The organism is Streptomyces sp. NPDC060232, assembly GCF_042726555.1.
Lineage (GTDB): Bacteria > Actinomycetota > Actinomycetes > Streptomycetales > Streptomycetaceae > Streptomyces.
Window position 1 is genome coordinate 30,607 of the sequence record NZ_JBHXAG010000005.1, and the last position, 16,975, is coordinate 47,581.

Below are 16,975 nucleotides of genomic sequence, written 5' to 3' on the forward strand. Positions count from 1 at the left end.
GTGGACTTCAGCTTCGGGGCCGAGGACGAGGAGCTGCGCACCCAGGTCCGTGCGTGGCTGGCGGAGCACCTCGTGGGTCCGTACGCGCAGGCCGTCGGCCTCGGCGGGCCGGGCGGCGAGCACGAGGGGGTGGAGGCCCGGCGGGCGTGGGAGCGGGAGCTGGGCCGCGGCGGCTGGATCGGACAGGGCTGGGCGGTCCCTGCCGGTGCGTACGGGCAGCGGCGGCTCTCCCTGACCGGGCAGGTGGTGTGGGCCGAGGAGTACGCGGCGCTGCGCGCCCCCGGCCGGGTCGGGCACATCGGGGAGAACCTCCTCGCGCCCACCCTCATCGCCTACGGCAGTCAGGAGCAGCAGCGTCGCTTCCTGCCCGCCATCGCGCGCGGCGAGGAGCTGTGGTGCCAGGGGTACAGCGAGCCGGACGCCGGCTCCGACCTCGCGGGCATCCGCACGGCCGCGGTGCGCGACCCGGCCGACGGGCTGTTCCGCGTCACCGGGCAGAAGATCTGGACCTCCCTCGCCCACGACGCCGACTGGTGCTTCGTCCTGGCCCGCACCGAGCCCGGCTCACGGCGCCACCGGGGGCTGTCCTTCCTGCTCGTACGGATGGACCAGCCGGGCCGCGTGGAGGTCCGGCCGATTCGGCAGATGTCCGGGACCTCGGAGTTCAACGAGGTGTTCTTCGACGGGGCGGTGGCGGCGGAGGTCGTGGGTGCGCAGGGCGACGGCTGGACCGTGGCCATGGGCCTGCTCGCCCTGGAGCGGGGCGTGTCGACGCTGGTCCAGCAGATCGGCTTCGCGGCCGAGCTGGAACGGGTCCTCGGGCTGTACGCGGCTGCGGCGACGACCCCCGCGACGGCCCCCGCGACGGCGGCTCCGGGGACGGCTCAGGCGACGGCTCCGGGGGCGCCGGCCGATCCGGTGGTCCGCGACCGCCTCGTACGGCAGTGGGCCGAGCTGCGCATCATGCGGTGGAACGCGCTGCGGACCCTGGGCGCGCAGGGTGATCCGGGCGCGCCGAGCGTGGCCAAGCTGCTCTGGGGCGGCTGGCACCGGCGGCTCGGTGAGCTGGCGGTGGAGGTCCGGGGGGCCGCGGCCGCGGCCGGGCCCGAAGCGTGGGCGCCGGACCTCCCGTACGAGCTCGGGCTCGACGAGGAGCAGCGCCTGTTCCTGTTCACCCGCGCCGACACGATCTACGGCGGTTCGGACGAGATCCAGCGCAACATCATTGCCGAGCGCGTGCTCGGCCTGCCTAAGGAGCCCAGGTGAGAGGCGTCGTGTTCGACGGCAAGCAGGCCCGAGTGGTCGACGACCTGGAGATCCGGGATCCGGGGCCGGGTGAGGTGCTGGTCGCGATCCGGGCGGCGGGGCTGTGCCACAGCGACCTGTCGGTGATGGACGGGACGATCCCGTTCCCGCCGCCGGTGGTGCTGGGGCACGAGGGCGCCGGGGTCGTGGAGGCCGTCGGTGAGGGCGTCGGGCACGTGGCGCCCGGTGATCACGTGTCGCTGTCCACGCTGGCCAACTGCGGGGCGTGCGCGGACTGCGACCGGGGCCGGCCCACGATGTGCCGCAAGGCGATCGGGATGCCGGGGCAGCCGTTCTCGCGGGGCGGCAAACCCCTGTTCCAGTTCGCGTCGAACTCCGCCTTCGCGGAGCGGACGATCGTCAAGGCCGTGCAGGCGGTGAAGATCCCGGCCGGCATCCCGCTGACGTCGGCGGCGCTCATCGGCTGCGGGGTGCTGACCGGGGTGGGGGCGGTCCTCAACCGGGCACGCGTCGACAACGGCGAGACGGTGGTCGTCATCGGCACCGGCGGCATCGGGCTGAACGTGCTCCAGGGCGCCCGGATCGCCGGGGCCGCGACGATCGTGGCGGTGGACGCGAACCCGGCGAAGGAGGCGGTGGCCCGGCAGTTCGGGGCCACGCACTTCATCGACGCGTCCGCGGTCGCCGACCCGTCGGCGGCGGTGCGCGAGATCCTGCCGACCGGCGCCGACCACGCCTTCGAGTGCGTGGGCAGCGTCAAGCTGATCCGCCAGGCCGTCGACCTCCTCGACCGGCACGGCCAGGCGGTGCTGCTGGGCGTGCCGGGCTTCAAGGAGGAGGCGTCCTTCCTCGTCTCGTCCCTGTACCTCGACAAGACGATCATGGGTTGCCGGTACGGGTCCTCGCGCCCACAGCGCGACATCGCCCTGTACGCGGAGCTCTACCGGCAGGGCAGGCTGCTGCTGGACGAGCTGGTGACGGAGGTCTACCCGGTCGAGGACTTCGCCAAGGCCGTCGACGACGCCCGCCACGGGCGGGTGGCGCGCGGGGTGCTCGCCTTCTGAACCGCCCGGACCTGCCCGGACCTGCCCGGACCTGCCCGGACGTGCCTGGACCCGACCGGAACCATCCGATACGGCGACTGCCGGTCCGCCCCCAGGGGGTGGACCGGCAGTCGGCCGTTCGGAAGCCCTCAGCCGGCGAGGCGGCCGAAGCGGCCTTTGTGGAAGAGGAGCGGATCGCCTTCTCCGGCCGCGCCCATGGCCACGACCCGGCCCACGACGATGAGGTGGTCCCCGCCGGTGTGGACGGCGTGGATCCGGCAGTCGATCCAGGCGGGCACGGCGTCGAGCTGCGGCGAGCCGGTGACGGGGGCCGGGGCGTGGGTCACCCCGGAGAACTTGTCCGCGCCGCTGACGGCGAAGGACCGGCACAGCTCGCCCTGTTCGGCCCCGAGGATGTTGACGCAGAACACTCCGGCGCGGGCGATCCGCGGCCAGGTCGTGGACGTACGGGCCACCATGAAGGTGACCAGGGGCGGGTCCAGGGACAGCGAGGCGAAGGACTGGCAGGCGAAGCCGGCCGGCCCGTCCTCGCCCTCCCCCGGCGGCGCGGTGACGACCGTGACCCCGCTCGCGAAGTTCCCCAGCACCGAACGGAATTCGGCGGGGCTGACCGGCGCGCGCTCGTCCTCGCCGACGGCCCGCAGATCGGGACGCGGCAGGGCGTCGACGGACTCGGGTTCCCGCTCCGCCGAGGCGGAGGTGGGGGAGCCGACTGACCTGAGGTATCGGACGACGGTGGCCGCCATCCCTGCATGTCCCATCACACCCCCGATTGAAGCTGACGGGTCGTCAGATGTGAAGGGTCGGGGCGCGGCGGTGTGCGGCGGCCCGCGCCGGCGCACCGGACCGGGCCGGCCGGGGTGCACCCGCGCGGGTGAAACCGGGCGGGTGGGCGGGCCCGTACCCCCGCTCGGGGGAGGAGGCTCGGCATCGTGGCAGCGACCCCGCACCGCCGCCGTACCCCGGGAGGGACCATGCTCGGCACCGACTTCCGTACCGGATCACCCAACTGGCTCGACCTCGGCAGCCCCGACACCGGCGCGGCCGCCGCGTTCTACGAGGCCGTCTTCGGCTGGGAGTTCGTCTCCTCCGGCCCCGAGGCAGGCGGGTACGGCTCCTTCCGGCAGGACGGCAAGACCGTCGCCGCGCTCGGACCGCTGACCGAGGAGGGCGCCCGGTCGGCCTGGATGCACTACTTCATGACCCCCGACATCCGGGCCACCGCCGAGGCGGTCCGGGCCGGCGGCGGGACGGTGCGGACGGAGCCCGTGGACGTCATGGGGGAGGGGTGGCTGGCGCAGTTCACCGACCCGCAGGGCGCCGAGTTCGCCTGCTGGCAGCCCGGGAACACGGCCGGCTTCGGGGTCGCCTCCGCCGAGAACACCCTGGTGTGGGCGGAGCTCCACGTGCCGGACCCGGTCGCCGACATCGCCTTCTACGCCGGGCTGTTCGGGTGGCGGCACGCCGAGATGCAGACGCCCGGGATGACGTACCGCGTCCTGAGCACCGCCGACGGCGACCAGGAGGACGCCTCCTTCGGCGGGGTCGCACCGCTCGGCGAGGGCGCGGGCGGCAGCGAGGGCGGGGAGGCGCGCTGGGTGCCCTACTTCCACGTGAGTGACGTCGACGCCACCATCGCCAGGGCCAAGGAGAACGGCGGGACCGTCCTCATGCCGGCCGCCGAGGTACCGGACGTCGGGCGGCTCGGCTGGCTGGCGGACCCCTTCGGCGCGGTGTTCGCGCTGCTGAAGCCCGACCCGCAGATGTAGGCCGCCGGCGGCGGCCCCGGCGCCGATCAGCGGCCCAGGTACGTGGGCGTGCGGCGCTCCACGAAGCTCGCCACGCCCTCGTTCGCGTCGGCCGTGGTCATGTTGATCTCCTGAGCGGTGGCCTCGGCGGCCAGCGCGGCCGCCCGGTCGCCGTCCAGGGAGGCGTTGACCAGCTGTTTCGTCATGGCGAGGGCCCGCGTGGGGCCCTGGGCGAGCCGCTCGGCCCACTCCCGGGCGGTGGCCTCCAGCTCCTCGGCCGCAACCACCTTGTTGACCAGGCCGAGCCGTGCGGCCTCGCCCGCCGGGACGGCGTCGCCGAAGAACATCAGCTCCTTCGCCTTCTGCGGGCCGACCAGGCGGGGCAGCAGATACGCCCCGCCGCCGTCGGGGACCAGGCCGCGGCGCACGAACACCTCGATGAAGCGGGCCCCTTCGGCGGCGATCACGAGGTCGCAGGCGAGGGCGAGGTGCGAACCGATGCCGGCGGCCGTGCCGTTGACGGCGGCGAGCACCGGTTTCTCGCAGTCGAGGACCGCGGTGATCAGGCGCTGCGCGCCGAGGCGGATCATGCGGGCCACGTCGCCGGCGACGCGGTCGCCGCTGGCGGCGCCGGTGCCGTCCGTGGCGGGGCCGCCGCGCAGGTCGGCGCCGGCGCAGAAGCCCTTGCCGGTCGCGGTGAGGACGACCGCCCGGACGGCGGGGTCGGCGGAGGCTTCGGCGAGCAGCGCGATGACGCGTTCGCGCTGGGCCCAGGTGACGGCGTTCATCGCCTCGGGGCGGTTGAGGGTGATCCAGGAGACGTTGTTCTCGGTGCGGTGGAGGACGGTGTCCTCGGGGGCTGTGGGCAAGGGGGCTCCCTTCGTGGTCGGTGGTTGCGGCCGATGCCGGGTGCCGGTCGCCGCTGCGCGGAGCTGTCTCCCCGCCCCGCCCTTTCTCCGTTTCCCGGGGTGGAGCCCCGGACCCCGTGCGTGCGCCGCGCGCCCGCGCCCTCGAACGGCGGACGGGCTGGATTCTCCAGCGCCGCCGGCGATTGAGGCGCGGAGGAACGGCGGAAGGGTGGAAGGGTGGAAGGGGAAGGGTGGAAGGGCGGGGAGAGGCTGCTCGCGGCGGTGGCCGGGCGGCGAGCGCAGCGTCAGCGGCAGATGGCCAGGGCGTCCAGGGCGACCGCGCCCTGACCTCGGGGGAGGACCATCAGGGGGTTGATGTCCAGCTCGGCGAGTTCGTCGCCGAACTCCAGGGCCATGCGCTGGATCCGGAGGATGACCTCCACCAGCGCGTCCACGTCGGCCGGGGGCGCGCCCCGCACGCCCTCCAGGAGGGCATGGCCGCGCAGCTCCGTGAGCATCGCGCGGGCCTGGTCCTCGCCGAAGGGCGGGACGCGGACCGCCGCGTCGTGCAGGACCTCGACGAGGACGCCCCCCAGCCCGACGGTGACGGTCGGGCCGAAGAGGTCGTCCTGGGTGACCCCGACGACCATCTCCACGCCCCGTTCCACCATCTGGCAGACCAGGATCCCGTCGAGCGGGACGTTCTCGTAGCGCGCGATGTCGGTCAGCTCCCGGTACGCGTCGCGGATCTGGCTCGCGGAGGTCAGGCCGATCTTCACGAGGCCGAGTTCGGTCTTGTGGCCCAGCTGCGGGCCGGAGGCCTTCATCACCACCGGGTAGCCGACCAGTCCGGCCGCGCGGACCGCCGCCGCCGCGCTCGTCACCAGCTGCTCGCGGGGCACCCGTATCCCGTAGGCGCGCAGGAGCTGCTTGGCGGCGTGCTCGCTGAGCTGCTGTCCCGGCCGCATGAGGGCCTGCGCCTTGCGGTACGAGGGGGACGGCGTGCGCGGTGCGTCCTCGAAGGGGGAGCGGTAGCGGGCGGTGAAGCGGTGGTGGCCGAGGTAGGCGCGCACGGCGGTGATGCAGTTGCCGAAGGTACGGAAGGTGGCCACGCGGGAGGAGCCGAGGAGGGTGGTGCGGTAGGCGTCCTCGGTGCCGACGGGGGAGCCCCAGATCACGCAGATCAGCTTGTCGGTCTGCTCGGCGGCGTCCGCCAGGTCCTGGGCGAGCTTGTCGCTCATCGGGGGGAAGGGGCCGGTGATCGGGCAGATCAGGACGCCCACCGACGGGTCGGCGAGGATCGCGTCGATGATCTTCCGGCCGCGCCAGTCGCCGACCGGGTGGCCGCCGTTGTCGACGGGGTTGGCGACGTTCAGGTAGGGCGGTATCCACTGGTGGAGCTCGTCCTGCTTGGCCTGCGAGAGGGTGGGCAGGGTCAGGCCCGCCTCGGTGGCCAGGTCGGAGAAGTGGGCGCCGGTGCCGCCGGAGATGGAGTAGACGACGACTCCGTCGGCCTGGGGCCTGCGGGCCCGGGCGAGGAGGGCGGCGGTGTCCTGGAGCTCGTCGAGGCCGTCGACGCGGATGACGCCGAACTGGCGCATGGCGGCGTCCACGACGGTGTCGGCGCCGGTCAGCTTCCCGGTGTGGGAGGCGGCCGTGCGGGCGCCGGTCTCGGTGCGGCCGACCTTGACGGCGACGACGGGGACGCCGTTGCGGGCGGCCCGGTCGGCGGCGAGGAGGAAGGACCGGCCGTCCTTGAGGCCTTCGACGTAGCAGGCGATGGCGCCGACCTCGGGCTGCTCGGCGAAGTAGGAGATGAAGTCGGAGGCCTCCAGGTCCGCCTCGTTGCCGGTGGGCGCCCAGTGGGACAGCCGGATGCCCAGTTCCTGCAGGGTGTAGACGGGCCGGCCCTGGTGGCCGGACTGGGTGATCAGGGCGATTGCCGGGCCGTCGAGGTCGTCGCGGAAGGCCTCGAAGGCGTTGAGGTTGGTGTTGGGGCCCAGCAGGCGCAGGCCGGAGCGCCGGACGGCGGCGGCGAGGCGTTCCTGGGCGGCGGCGCCGGCATCTCCGGTCTCTGCGAATCCGGAGGCGAAGGCGACGGCGAACTTCACCTTGGTGTCGGCGAGTTCCCCGATGACGGGCAGCGGGTCGGAGACCAGCAGGACGGCGAGGTCCACGTGTTCGGGCAGGTCGGCCACGGATGCGTGGCAGGCCAGCCCGAAGACGGTGGGGCGGGTGGGGTGCACGGGGTGGATCCGGGCGCCGACGCGTTCCGCCCAGGCGATGAGCTGGCGGGTGATGCCGCTGTTGGGCTTGCCCTCGGCGTCGGAGGCGCCGATGACGGCGACGGACTCGGGCCGGAAGAACCGGTTCAGGTCGGGTACGTCGGCGTGCAGCGGCCGCCCGCTGACGTCCATGGGGACCGCGTCGTCGGCGGAGGGGGCCGCCGACGAGTGGACGGCCGCCCGGGGGGTCTCCCCGCAGGCCTCGACGCGTGCGCGGAAGTCGGTGGTGAGGGTGCCGTGAGTAGATCCAAGCATCGTTCCGCCCGCTCCTGCTCGATGAACCTCGATGGAACTCGATAACTGACGTGAAGTCAGATTACTGAACTGACGTTCCGTCAGGAACAGGGCTGCGCAGGAAAGCTGGTGGAGGTGGTGTGGTGAACGGTGGCAGACTCCGCCGGATCCGGTCCAGAGTGCTTTTCAGGCCGAGATCGACGACGGGCCGGACCGCGCACGGGCGCCCGCCCGCGCGCGGTCCGGCCCCGGTGGGCGCCGGCGGGCTGCGATGGCCGCGGCACCGGCACCTGTACGACCTGGACCACCCCCTGCGACCCGCCGACGGGCGCCGCCGCTTCAGCGGTCGGCCGTCTGTCGCGCCACCGCCTTGGCGATCTTCTCCGCGTCCAGGGTCATCTCCCGGAACATGCCGCTGATGGGGTTGGTGAAGCCGGTGAAGTACAGGCCGCGCGCCTCCCCGCAGGTGCGGGCGCCGTGCGCGCGGGGCCGGCCGCGCTCGTCCAGCACCCCGAGGTGGCCGACCAGCCCCTCCAGTCGCCGGCTGTACCCGGTGGCCGCGATCACCGCGTCCGGGGTGATGCGCGAGCCGTCCGCGAGCACCACCTCCGACCCGTCGAAGGAGTCCACGGCGGCCACCGGCTCCACCCGCCCGGCGCGCACCGCGTCGACCAGGCCCACGTCCTGGACCGGGATCGCGCCCTCCTTGACCCTGCTGTACAGGCCGGTGGCGGGGCGCGGGAGCCCGTACGCCGACAGGTCCGGGACCGAGGCCCTCGCCACGAGCGCGCCCAGCCGGTCCACGAGCCGCACCGGCAGGCGCCGCACGAGGATCCCGCTGCGCTGGGCGGGCCAGCCGGCGGTGGAGCGGCGCATGATGTGCGGGGCGGTGCGCACGGCGAGCCGCACGCGGCCGGCGCCGCCCTCGGCGAGGTCGGCGGCGATCTCGGCGCCGGTGTTGCCGGCGCCGACGACGAGGACGTCCTGGCCGGCGTAGGGCTGGGGGTTGCGGTAGTCGGCGGCGTGCAGCAGCCGCCCGCCGTACGACTGGGCGCCCGGCCAGTCGGGCAGTCTGGGTGTGTGGTTGAAGCCGGTGGCGACGACGACGGCCGCGGCGGTCAGCACCCGCCCGCCGCTGGCGTGCAGGGTCCAGCCGCCCTCCCCCTCGGGGCCGGGCTCGATGCGGGTCACCTCGACGCCGGTGACGAGCTCCAGCTCGTGGAACTCGGCGTACTTCTCCAGGTAGCGCACGACGTTGTCACGGGAGACCCAGCGGCCGAACCGGCGCGGCATCGCCAGGCCCGGGAGGGCGGACAGCCGGCGGGTGGTGTGCAGGTGCAGCCGGTCGTAGTGGCGCCGCCAGGACGCGCCGACGGCGTCGGACTTCTCGACGACCACCGCGCGGACCCCGCGGGCGCGCAGGGCGGCGGCAGCGGCGAGGCCGCCGGGGCCGGCCCCGATGACGTACACGGGGCGGGGCTGGGTGGTCATGTCGACTGCTGGTGTAGGGACTCCGGGCATGAGGTGTGATCGTATCGCCACGCTGGGTTGATGGGTCTCGGACAAGGAGGGAATCGATTGCGGATCGGTCACGGCGGGGCTCCCGGCCGGGGCTCCCGCCCGCGTGCGCGCAAGGCCCCGGCCGGCCGGGGCCTTGCGGGATCGCTCCGCATCCGCTGAACTGACGTACCGTCAGATCAGTGGTGAGAGGGGTGGGGGCTGCCGATGCAGACCGTCTGGCTCAGTGGGGCCGAATGGCTCGCCGTGCTCCGGATAGGCCTCGGCCTGTGGTGGCTGGAGAGCTGGCGGCACAAGGACAGGAGGGGCTGGTTCGAGCGCGGCACCGGCATCGCGTGGGCCGCCGACGTCGCGAACAAGCACCGGTGGACCTTCGTCAAGGGCGGCTTCCAGCTGGTCGTCGCACCGCGGCCGAAGATGATGGCGTACATCGTCGTCTACGCCGAACTCGCCCTCGGGCTGGGCCTGGTGTTCGGATTCCTGACCCCGGTCGCACTGGTCGGCGGACTCCTGCTGAACGTCCTCTACCTGGTGCTGATGATCCACGACTGGGCCGAGCAGGGGCAGAACGCGATGATGGCGCTCATCTCGCTCGTCGCGCTCCTCGCCATGTCCTGGCAGACCTGGTCACTCGACGCGGCGATCGGGCTGTTCCTTTGAGCGGCACCGTGCGCTACGACCTCCCCGAGGCCGACGACTTCACCCGCCCCTACTGGGACGCGGCGGCGCGGGGCCGGCTCCTGCTGCGCCGGTGCGGCGACTGCGGACGGGCGCACCACTACCCGCGCGAGTTCTGCCCCCACTGCTGGGCCGGCGAGGACCGGGTGGCCTGGGAGACCGCGAGCGGCCGGGCCACGCTCTACACGTGGTCGGTGATCCACCGCAACGACCTCCCGCCCTTCGGCACGCGCGTCCCCTACACGGCGGCCGTCGTCGACCTGGCCGAAGGCCCGCGGATGATGACCGAGGTGGTGGACTGCGAGGCGGCGGCCCTGCGCATCGGCATGCCGCTGTCGGTCACCTTCCGCGAGGCCGCGGACGGGGTGTGGGTGGCGGTCTTCCGGCCCGAGCCTCCGGCTCAGGACGCCTGAGGCCCCCGCCCCCTCAGGGCCAGAGCAGCTCGCGGACCCAGGCCCCGGCGGCGCCGCGCCGGTAGCGCAGACGGGTGTGCCTGCGGGCGGCATCGCCCTGGAAGAACTCCACCTCGGCGGGGGCCAGTACGTACCGCGTCCAGGTCGGAGCCGGCGCGTCCGGCTCCGACCCGGCCCGCTTCCAGGCGGCCTCCGAAGCCCGCACCAGCTCCTCCGCGCAGCCCAGCACCTCGCTCTGCCGCCCCGTGAGCGCGGCCGCGAGCGCACCGCGCGAACGGACCGCCAGGTCCGCCCGGCTCTCCTCCGGGCCGCACGCGGTGACCTCGCCCCGCACCCGCACCTGCCGGCCCACCGACGGCCAGTAGAACCCGAGCGCCGCCTCCGGCCGCGCGGCCAGCTGCACGCCCTTGGCGCTCGTGGCGTGCGAGGCGAAGTGCCAGCCCCGACCGTCGACGTCGTGCAGGATCAGCGTCCGTACGTCGGGCCGCCCCTCGCCGTCCACCGTGGCCAGGCTCATCGTGTGCGGCTCCGGCTGCCCCGCTCGCGCGGCGTGCACGAACCATTCCCGGAACAACGCCACCGGCTCGCCGGGCGCGGCCCCGGTGTCGAACCCGGGGAGCGGGGAGTCCCACACGCGCAGGGCGTGCAGGACGGAACGGAATTCCTCGTCGCTGGCCTCGCTGCCTGCACCGCCGTCACGGCCTTCGCTGCTCATGGCGCCCAGGCTAAGCGGGACCGAGCGGCCCGGCCGCAGCGGGGGAGACGCAGGTCGCATCCGCCATGACCGCCATCCGTGTCACAGGACGCCCGGCCATCTCGTCTCGGGAGTGCAGCCACTGACGACGACGGAGGAGCACACCATGGACACGCGACTCGACTACTTCGCCGACCCGACCGCCGGCAACGCCCTCAAGCAGCTCATGTCGGCCGGAAAACTGATCAAGGAATCGCCGCTGCCGGCCGTGCTGCGGGAGGTCTTCGCCTTCGGCTTCGACGAGGTCGCCGCGGCGGTGGGGCGCTCGGAAGCGGCGTGCCGCATGGTGAGATCCCGTGGCCAAGGCCCGCCGCCAGCCGCTCCACGGGGGGTACCGTCCCGTCAGAAGCGGTCGCAGATCGGGGTGGCGGATGTGAGCGGGTACATCGAGGAGCAGGAGCGGATCGGCCAGCGAGTCCGGCGTCAGCGGCTCTCCGTGGGGATGACTCAGGCCGACCTCGCCGCCGCGCTCGGTCGGACGCAGGGCTGGGTGTCCAAGCTGGAGAAGGGCCGGATCGAGCTGGACCGGGCCGGGCTGATCAACGCCGTTGCCGCCGCCCTGCACTGCCATCCGAACACGCTGATCGAGCGTCCGTACACCGGTGGTGGCGCCGAGACGAAGTGGCAGGTGTCCGCGGCTTCGATCCTGCGGGAGCTGCGCCGCTATGACCTGGCTCCGGTCTTCGCCGGAATCCCGCGCCCGTCCGAGGTGCTCTGGCACGACATGAAGCGTCTGCTGCGCCTGCGCGATGCGGCAGCGAACGGCGCCGTGCTGAGCGAGCTGCCGGACATGCTGCGCGAGGCCCGCGCCCTCGCCGAGGTGTCCACCGGCCATGAACGAGAAGAGGCGTACGCGATTTACGCGGTCGGGACGACGCGTGGTGCGAGTTCCTGCTGGAGCACGACTTCGCCGTGGGCATCGGTGCCGGCCGGTACCGGGACGCTGACCTTCGCGGCAACGACCTCTCGGCGATCCGCGGCGTCGCGAACCTGTCGAAGATCCGCATCACGCCCGCCCAGCAGGCCGACCTCGCCGAGGCCCTGGTGGCCGACCTCGACATCGACGTCAGCGACGACTGACAGGAGGCTCCCTCATGCCCTTGCACATCGCGTACGGCGACCCCGCCGCGCTCCGCGCCCGCTGCGAGACGGCCACCGTACGGACCACTCTCAAGAATGAGACCGCCTACGAGTCCGGGGCGGTCGTCCCGGCCGGGCAGTGGCGCCCCATGACCGCCGCGGACGTCAGGTCCCTCACGGCGCCTCGCCGGCCCCTGGACAGCACTCTGGTGGAGATCGTCCGGCCCCCTTCCAGGAAGGTCTTCCGCTCGAAGACCTGCCCCGGCCCCTGGGCGATCCGGACGCGGTGTACTTGGGGCAGGCCCTGGCGAAGCCGGGCATGGTCACCACCACGGACAACTACGAGGACGGGCGGCTGATCGGCCTGCACCTCGACAACTGGGACAAGCTCCGCTGTTCCGACCGTCACACAGGCCGCCGCAGGATCGCCCTCAACCTGGGGCCCGGAACCCGCTACATCGTCCTCGGCGCCCTGGACGTCCAGACCGTGTGCCGCGCGGTCCACGGCACCGGCCATGAGCACCGCTACCCCCACACCAACGATTTCCGGGCCTACGTCGCAGCCGGCCACCCCATCCGCGTCGTCCGCATCCGCCTCGAACCTGGCGAGGGCTACACAGCCCCCACCGAGTACCTGCTGCACGACGGCTCGACGGAAGACCAGGACCAACCGTCGGCCGCCGCGTTCTGGCTCGGCCGGTTCCTTCGCGGCCTGCTGACCTCGCTGGTCTGACCGCGCACCGCCGAGACCCCTGCACTCCGTCGCCACCGGATCGGGGAGTGCTGAGCGCCCTCACCGATCGGTAAGGTGCTGCCCACCCCACGGTGCTGACCGTGCCGTTCACCGCCTTCGTCACCGGCCCCGCATCAAGGGCGACGGCACCACCGGCCGCCGCCCCATCCTCACCCTCGCGATCCTGGCCCCGGTGCCCCACCCGCCCCCCGAAGCCCCCGCCCCGCCGGTGCCCCGCCCCCTACCCCCGCCCCAGTAGCACCGTGCCCGAGGAGCAGAACCAGCCGCCTGTGCCCGAGGTCAGGGCGACCCGGGGGAGGTCGCCGCCGGGCTTGGCGACCTGGCCCGCCCCGGCCTCGCCGCGGAGTTGGCGGACCGCCTCGACCAGCAGGAACAGGCCGCGCATGCCCGGATGGCAGGCCGAGAGGCCGCCACCGTCCGTGTTGACCGGGAGTTCCCCGTCGCGCAGCAGGCGGCCCTTCTCCACGAAGGCGCCACCTTCGCCCTTCGCGCAGAAGCCGAGGTCCTCCAGGGTCACCAGGGTCATGTACGTGAAGGCGTCGTAGATCTCCGCGAGGTCCACGTCCGCCGGGGTCAGGCCCGCCCGTTCGAAGGCGATGCGGCCCGAGACGGCCGCCGGGGAGACGGTGAAGTCCTCCCACTCCGACATGGTGGTGTGGGAGACGGCGGTGCCCGAGCCCAGGACCCACACCGGCGCCTTGGCGGTGTCGGGTACGTAGTCCTCCGCGGCCAGGAGCACCGCGCAGCCGCCGTCCGAGCGGATGCAGCAGTGCAGCTTCGTGAAGGGGTCGGCGATCATCTCGCCGCCCAGGACGTCCTCGACGGTGATGGGGTCGCGGAACATCGCGTCGGGGTTCGTCGCCGCGTTCGCCCGGGCCTGTACGGCGACGGAGGCGAGCTGCTCCAGGGTCGTCCCGTACTGGTGCATGTGGCGGCGGGCGGCCATGGCGTACTTGGAGACCAGCGTGTGGCCGTACGGGACCTCGAACTGCAGCGGTCCGCGGGCGCCGAAGGAGAGGTTCGAGGTACGGCGCCGGGCCTTGATGTCGGCCCGGGCCGTGGATCCGTACACCAGCAGCACGGCGTTGGCGTGGCCCGCGGTGATCGCGTCCGCCGCGTGCGCGGCCATGACCTCCCAGGTCGAGCCGCCGACGGAGGTGGAGTCGACCCAGGTGGGGCGCAGCCCCAGGTACTCGGCCACCTCGACCGGTGCGAGCGTGCCGAGGCCGGCTGAGGCGAAGCCGTCGATGACGGAGCGGGGGAGGCCGGAGTCGGCCAGGGCGCGCCGGGCGGCCTGTGCGTGCAGGGCGTAGGGGGTGGGGCCGTCCACCCGGCCGCAGTCCGAGAGGGCGACGCCGACCACCGCGACCCGCCGGCCGGGGCGGGGGGCGCTTCCAGGTGTGAGTCCAGGCATGCCAGGACCGTACATCTGACGTCCCGTCAGGTGCTAGGCCCCCAACCCCCGGGGCGCCCGGCCCCGCGCAACCCGCCCCGCGCATCCCGCTCCCGTCGCCCCCTGTGCATCTGTCGCCCGCCGCCCTAACATGACGGCCCGTCAGATACGGGGAGGAGCCCGACGATGGATGCCGCCTTCACCGCGGAGCAGGACGAGATACGGCGCACCCTGCGCGAGATCCTGGGTAAACGCTGCGGCCCCGACGAGGTCAAGGCCGCCGTCCGCACCGCTGCCGGATACGACCGCGAGCTGTGGCAGCAGCTCTCCTGCCAGCTCGGGTTGCCGGGCATCGCCGTCGCCGAGGAGTACGGCGGGGTCGGCTGCACCCCCGCCGACCTGGCCCTGGCCTGCGAGGAGACCGGGCGGGCACTGCTGCCCTCGCCGCTGCTGGCCACCGCTGTGCTCTGCGCGCCGCTGATCGCCGCCCTCGGCACCGCCGCCCAGCGCTCCGCGCTGCTCCCGCCGCTGGCGTCGGGCGGGCTGACCGCCGCCCTCGCCGTCCCCGGCCCGGCGCTCGCCACCGCCCTCGCGCTGACCGGCGAGGACTGCGCGGGCCAGTGGTCCGGCGGCGGCCGGGCCGGCGGGGTCCAGGCCCGCGCCGACGCGGCCGGCGACGGCTGGCGGCTGTACGGGGAGGCCGCCCAGGTGCTCGACGGGCACAGCGCGTCCCTGCTGCTGGTCGCCGCGCACACCGGCGGCTTCGCGCGCAGCCGTACCCTGCTGTTCCTCGTGCGGGAGGGCGCGCCCGGCCTCGTACGGTCCCGGCAGAGCGTGCTCGACGAGACGCGCCCGCAGGCCCGGATCCAACTCCGTGATGTGCCTGCGGAGTTGCTCGGTGAGAGCGGCAGTGAGGGCGGGGGCCGGGGCGAGGGAGAGGAGGGGGGCGGCGTACCGGGCGGCGGCGTACCGGGGGCCCTCGCCGCCACCGGGCGCACCGCCTCGGCCGTGCTCGCCGCCGAGGCGGTCGGGGCGGCCGGCCAGGCGCTCGCCCGCACCGTGGAGTACGTGCGCGGGCGCGAGCAGTTCGGCCGGGCGATCGGCTCCTTCCAGGCGGTCAAGCACCGGCTCGCCGACCTGTACGTGCAGGTGCAGGCGGCCCGCTCGGCGGCCTACTACGCGGCCTGGGACCCGGACCAGGGCGGGCTCGCGCTCGCGCAGGCGCTGGAGGCGCTGCGGCTGACGGCGGGGGAGGCGATCCAGCTGCACGGCGGCATCGGCTTCACCTGGGAGCACGACGCGCACCTGTACTTCAAACGCGCGGCCTCCGACGAGCTGCTGTTCGGCCCGGTGCACCGGCTGCGGGCGCACGCCGCGGACCGTGCGGGCCTGTTCGCCCCGGCCCCCGCGCCCGTGCCCGCACCGGCCGCCGCCACCCCGACCGCGCCCGCATCCTCCGCCGCGGCTCCCGCCGCACCCCCGCCCGCACAAGAGAAGGTGGCCGTCTGATGGCTCGTGTGGCTCCCGGCGTCAAGCTGATGCAGAAGGTCTCCTCGACCATGCTGTTCGCCAAGATCGCACCGCACTTCATCCCCGCCATGGACAAGGCGGTGCACAGGCTCACCCGTGGCAAGGTCATGCTGAGCGCCCGGATGCTGCCGGGCGTGATCCTCACCGCCAAGGGCGCGCGGACCGGCGAGCCGCGCACCACGCCCCTCGCGTGCATGCCGGAGGACGGCGGGACGAGCTGGATCCTGATCGGGTCCAACTTCGGCCGGCCCGGGCACCCGGCATGGACCGGGAACCTGCTCAAGCACCCGGACGCGGAGGTGAGTTGGCAAGGAAGGGACATCCCCGTACGGGCCCGGCTGCTGGCGGGTGAGGAGCGCGCGGCGGCGTGGCAGGCGGTGCTGGGGTTCTGGCCGCCGTACGCGACGTACCAGGCGCGCATCGAGCGTGAGATCCGGCTGTTCCGCCTGGAGCGTCGCTGATCCGGGCGGGGGTGGCGCCGGCGCGGAGCCGGCCGGCGGCGGCGAACCTGGTGCGGGCCCGCCGTTACCTGGTCGGCTTCTTGCCGGTGATGCCGAGGTGGACGAGCAGTGCCAGGTTCGGCTTGAGCTCGGCCTGCTTGACCCCCCAGGCCTGGAAGCCCTTCTGGTGCGAGGCGACCGCGGCCAGCATCGCGACCAGCGAACCGGCCATCGCGGCGGGGCTGACGTCCTTGTCGACCTTGCCCTTGGCCTGGAGCTCCTTCACCGATTCCGTGAGGGAGTTGGTGACCGAGTTCAGGATCTTCATGCGGATCTTGTAGAACCGCTTGTCGCCCTCGGCCGCACCGAGGTCGACCACGCGCAGGATCGCGTCGTTGCGACGCCAGAACTCCAGGAAGCCGTCGACGAGTTCCTCGGCGGCTGACCACCCGGACTTGCCGACCCAGGTCCGTCCCTCGACGAGCGACGTCAACTGTGCGCCCTCGGTGGCCATGTGTTCGGCGATCTCCAGGACGGCGCCTTCGACGTCCGGGAAGTACTGGTAGAAGGTCGCGGGGGAGGTGCCGGCCTTGCGGGCGACGTCGATCACCTTGACGTCGCGGTACGGCGAGGAGCTGAGCATCTCGCTGAGGCAGTCGAGCAGCTTCTGCCGCGTCGCCTGGCCGCGCCGGCCGGCGACACGCCCGTCGACGGTGCGTACTTGTCCTGTCATGCCGTCAGCTTACCGAGGGGTGATCTGCGCGCTATTCGGCCGCCTGCAAATGGGGTTACCGGGTCCCTGGCCTGGGTGGAAGGGCGTCCCGGGCGACCGCGGAGGCGGATTCAGGCCGGTGCGGCGCGCGGTCACGGCCCGGTTGCGGTGCGTGTTCACGGCCCGGGTGCGGCGCGTGTTCACGGCCCGGGCGCCCCCGCGGTCCGGGCCGGGGGCGCCGCCCGGTTCCCTGAGGTT

The 16,975-nt window shown here is 73.6% G+C and carries 15 protein-coding genes and 1 pseudogene; 9 read left to right on the forward strand and 7 right to left on the reverse strand.

The features are described from left to right. Both ACFWFZ_RS10055 and ACFWFZ_RS10060 read left to right on the forward strand, forming a co-directional pair. Entirely contained in the window at window positions 1–1,266 is a 1,266-nt protein-coding gene (locus ACFWFZ_RS10055; RefSeq protein WP_387119320.1) for an acyl-CoA dehydrogenase family protein, read from the forward strand. Then, complete coding sequence (locus tag ACFWFZ_RS10060) at window positions 1,263–2,330, forward strand: Zn-dependent alcohol dehydrogenase (protein WP_387119323.1); 1,068 nt, start codon at window positions 1,263–1,265, stop codon at window positions 2,328–2,330. The genes ACFWFZ_RS10055 and ACFWFZ_RS10060 overlap by 4 nt, the downstream gene beginning before the upstream one ends. 128 nt (window positions 2,331–2,458) lie before the next feature. Here ACFWFZ_RS10060 and ACFWFZ_RS10065 read toward each other — a convergent pair whose 3' ends face one another. Beyond that, complete coding sequence (locus ACFWFZ_RS10065; protein WP_387119943.1) at window positions 2,459–3,076, reverse strand: flavin reductase family protein; 618 nt, start codon at window positions 3,074–3,076, stop codon at window positions 2,459–2,461. 228 nt (window positions 3,077–3,304) lie between these two features. Here ACFWFZ_RS10065 and ACFWFZ_RS10070 point away from each other — a divergent pair, with 228 nt between their 5' ends. Continuing rightward, entirely contained in the window at window positions 3,305–4,099 is a 795-nt protein-coding gene (locus tag ACFWFZ_RS10070; protein ID WP_387119946.1) for a VOC family protein, read from the forward strand. Between the two features lie 26 nt (window positions 4,100–4,125). On the opposite strand, the gene ACFWFZ_RS10075 is transcribed toward ACFWFZ_RS10070, so the two are convergent. The 3 genes from ACFWFZ_RS10075 to ACFWFZ_RS10085 all read right to left on the reverse strand — a co-directional run bounded on the left by ACFWFZ_RS10075 (window position 4,126) and on the right by ACFWFZ_RS10085 (window position 8,966). After that, window positions 4,126–4,947 carry an enoyl-CoA hydratase/isomerase family protein gene (locus ACFWFZ_RS10075; protein ID WP_387119327.1) on the reverse strand — a complete coding sequence of 274 codons (822 nt, stop codon included), beginning with the start codon at window positions 4,945–4,947 and terminating at the stop codon, window positions 4,126–4,128. Between the two features lie 284 nt (window positions 4,948–5,231). Continuing rightward, window positions 5,232–7,466, reverse strand: a complete 2,235-nt coding sequence (locus ACFWFZ_RS10080; protein WP_387119330.1) for an acetate--CoA ligase family protein — start codon at window positions 7,464–7,466, stop codon at window positions 5,232–5,234. A gap of 318 nt (window positions 7,467–7,784) precedes the next feature. Beyond that, on the reverse strand, window positions 7,785–8,966 hold the full coding sequence (locus ACFWFZ_RS10085) for a flavin-containing monooxygenase (RefSeq protein WP_387119333.1): 1,182 nt from the start codon (window positions 8,964–8,966) through the stop codon (window positions 7,785–7,787). 204 nt (window positions 8,967–9,170) lie between these two features. On the opposite strand from ACFWFZ_RS10085, the gene ACFWFZ_RS10090 reads away from it, so the two are divergent. Together ACFWFZ_RS10090 and ACFWFZ_RS10095 are read left to right on the forward strand one after the other, a co-directional pair. Continuing rightward, entirely contained in the window at window positions 9,171–9,623 is a 453-nt protein-coding gene (locus ACFWFZ_RS10090; protein ID WP_387119336.1) for a DoxX family protein, read from the forward strand. Then, a complete protein-coding gene (locus ACFWFZ_RS10095) occupies window positions 9,620–10,054 on the forward strand; it encodes a Zn-ribbon domain-containing OB-fold protein (RefSeq protein WP_387119339.1) in 435 nt (144 codons plus the stop codon). The genes ACFWFZ_RS10090 and ACFWFZ_RS10095 overlap by 4 nt, the downstream gene beginning before the upstream one ends. A gap of 13 nt (window positions 10,055–10,067) precedes the next feature. On the opposite strand, the gene ACFWFZ_RS10100 is transcribed toward ACFWFZ_RS10095, so the two are convergent. Further along, a complete protein-coding gene (locus ACFWFZ_RS10100) occupies window positions 10,068–10,769 on the reverse strand; it encodes a pyridoxal 5'-phosphate synthase (RefSeq protein WP_387119343.1) in 702 nt (233 codons plus the stop codon). A gap of 481 nt (window positions 10,770–11,250) precedes the next feature. On the opposite strand from ACFWFZ_RS10100, the pseudogene ACFWFZ_RS10105 reads away from it, so the two are divergent. Both ACFWFZ_RS10105 and ACFWFZ_RS10110 read left to right on the forward strand, forming a co-directional pair. Continuing rightward, window positions 11,251–11,676, forward strand: a pseudogene (locus ACFWFZ_RS10105) (helix-turn-helix domain-containing protein); the annotation flags it as partial. 531 nt (window positions 11,677–12,207) lie between these two features. Then, window positions 12,208–12,621 carry a hypothetical protein gene (locus ACFWFZ_RS10110; protein ID WP_387119346.1) on the forward strand — a complete coding sequence of 138 codons (414 nt, stop codon included), beginning with the start codon at window positions 12,208–12,210 and terminating at the stop codon, window positions 12,619–12,621. Window positions 12,622–12,862: 241 nt separating this feature from the next. On the opposite strand, the gene ACFWFZ_RS10115 is transcribed toward ACFWFZ_RS10110, so the two are convergent. Then, window positions 12,863–14,056: an acetyl-CoA acetyltransferase gene (locus ACFWFZ_RS10115; RefSeq protein ID WP_387119348.1), complete on the reverse strand. Its 1,194-nt coding sequence runs from the start codon at window positions 14,054–14,056 to the stop codon at window positions 12,863–12,865. Between the two features lie 165 nt (window positions 14,057–14,221). On the opposite strand from ACFWFZ_RS10115, the gene ACFWFZ_RS10120 reads away from it, so the two are divergent. Beyond that, complete coding sequence (locus tag ACFWFZ_RS10120; protein ID WP_387119350.1) at window positions 14,222–15,544, forward strand: acyl-CoA dehydrogenase family protein; 1,323 nt, start codon at window positions 14,222–14,224, stop codon at window positions 15,542–15,544. Further along, window positions 15,544–16,026, forward strand: a complete 483-nt coding sequence (locus ACFWFZ_RS10125; protein ID WP_387119352.1) for a nitroreductase family deazaflavin-dependent oxidoreductase — start codon at window positions 15,544–15,546, stop codon at window positions 16,024–16,026. The genes ACFWFZ_RS10120 and ACFWFZ_RS10125 overlap by 1 nt, the downstream gene beginning before the upstream one ends. A 64-nt stretch (window positions 16,027–16,090) precedes the next feature. Here ACFWFZ_RS10125 and ACFWFZ_RS10130 read toward each other — a convergent pair whose 3' ends face one another. After that, window positions 16,091–16,738, reverse strand: coding sequence for a TetR family transcriptional regulator (locus tag ACFWFZ_RS10130; protein ID WP_387119354.1), 648 nt, complete (start codon window positions 16,736–16,738; stop codon window positions 16,091–16,093). Window positions 16,739–16,975 lie beyond the last annotated feature (237 nt).

Coding starts and splice junctions, on each gene's coding strand:
- ACFWFZ_RS10090 (WP_387119336.1), top strand. CDS start 9,171: ATGCAGACCGTCTGGCTCAGTGGGGCCGAATGGCTCGCCGTGCTCCGG.
- ACFWFZ_RS10120 (WP_387119350.1), top strand. CDS start 14,222: ATGGATGCCGCCTTCACCGCGGAGCAGGACGAGATACGGCGCACCCTG.
- ACFWFZ_RS10130 (WP_387119354.1), bottom strand. CDS start 16,738: ATGACAGGACAAGTACGCACCGTCGACGGGCGTGTCGCCGGCCGGCGC.
- ACFWFZ_RS10110 (WP_387119346.1), top strand. CDS start 12,208: ATGGTCACCACCACGGACAACTACGAGGACGGGCGGCTGATCGGCCTG.
- ACFWFZ_RS10080 (WP_387119330.1), bottom strand. CDS start 7,466: ATGCTTGGATCTACTCACGGCACCCTCACCACCGACTTCCGCGCACGC.
- ACFWFZ_RS10125 (WP_387119352.1), top strand. CDS start 15,544: ATGGCTCGTGTGGCTCCCGGCGTCAAGCTGATGCAGAAGGTCTCCTCG.
- ACFWFZ_RS10115 (WP_387119348.1), bottom strand. CDS start 14,056: ATGCCTGGACTCACACCTGGAAGCGCCCCCCGCCCCGGCCGGCGGGTC.
- ACFWFZ_RS10100 (WP_387119343.1), bottom strand. CDS start 10,769: ATGAGCAGCGAAGGCCGTGACGGCGGTGCAGGCAGCGAGGCCAGCGAC.
- ACFWFZ_RS10065 (WP_387119943.1), bottom strand. CDS start 3,076: ATGGCGGCCACCGTCGTCCGATACCTCAGGTCAGTCGGCTCCCCCACC.
- ACFWFZ_RS10085 (WP_387119333.1), bottom strand. CDS start 8,966: ATGCCCGGAGTCCCTACACCAGCAGTCGACATGACCACCCAGCCCCGC.
- ACFWFZ_RS10070 (WP_387119946.1), top strand. CDS start 3,305: ATGCTCGGCACCGACTTCCGTACCGGATCACCCAACTGGCTCGACCTC.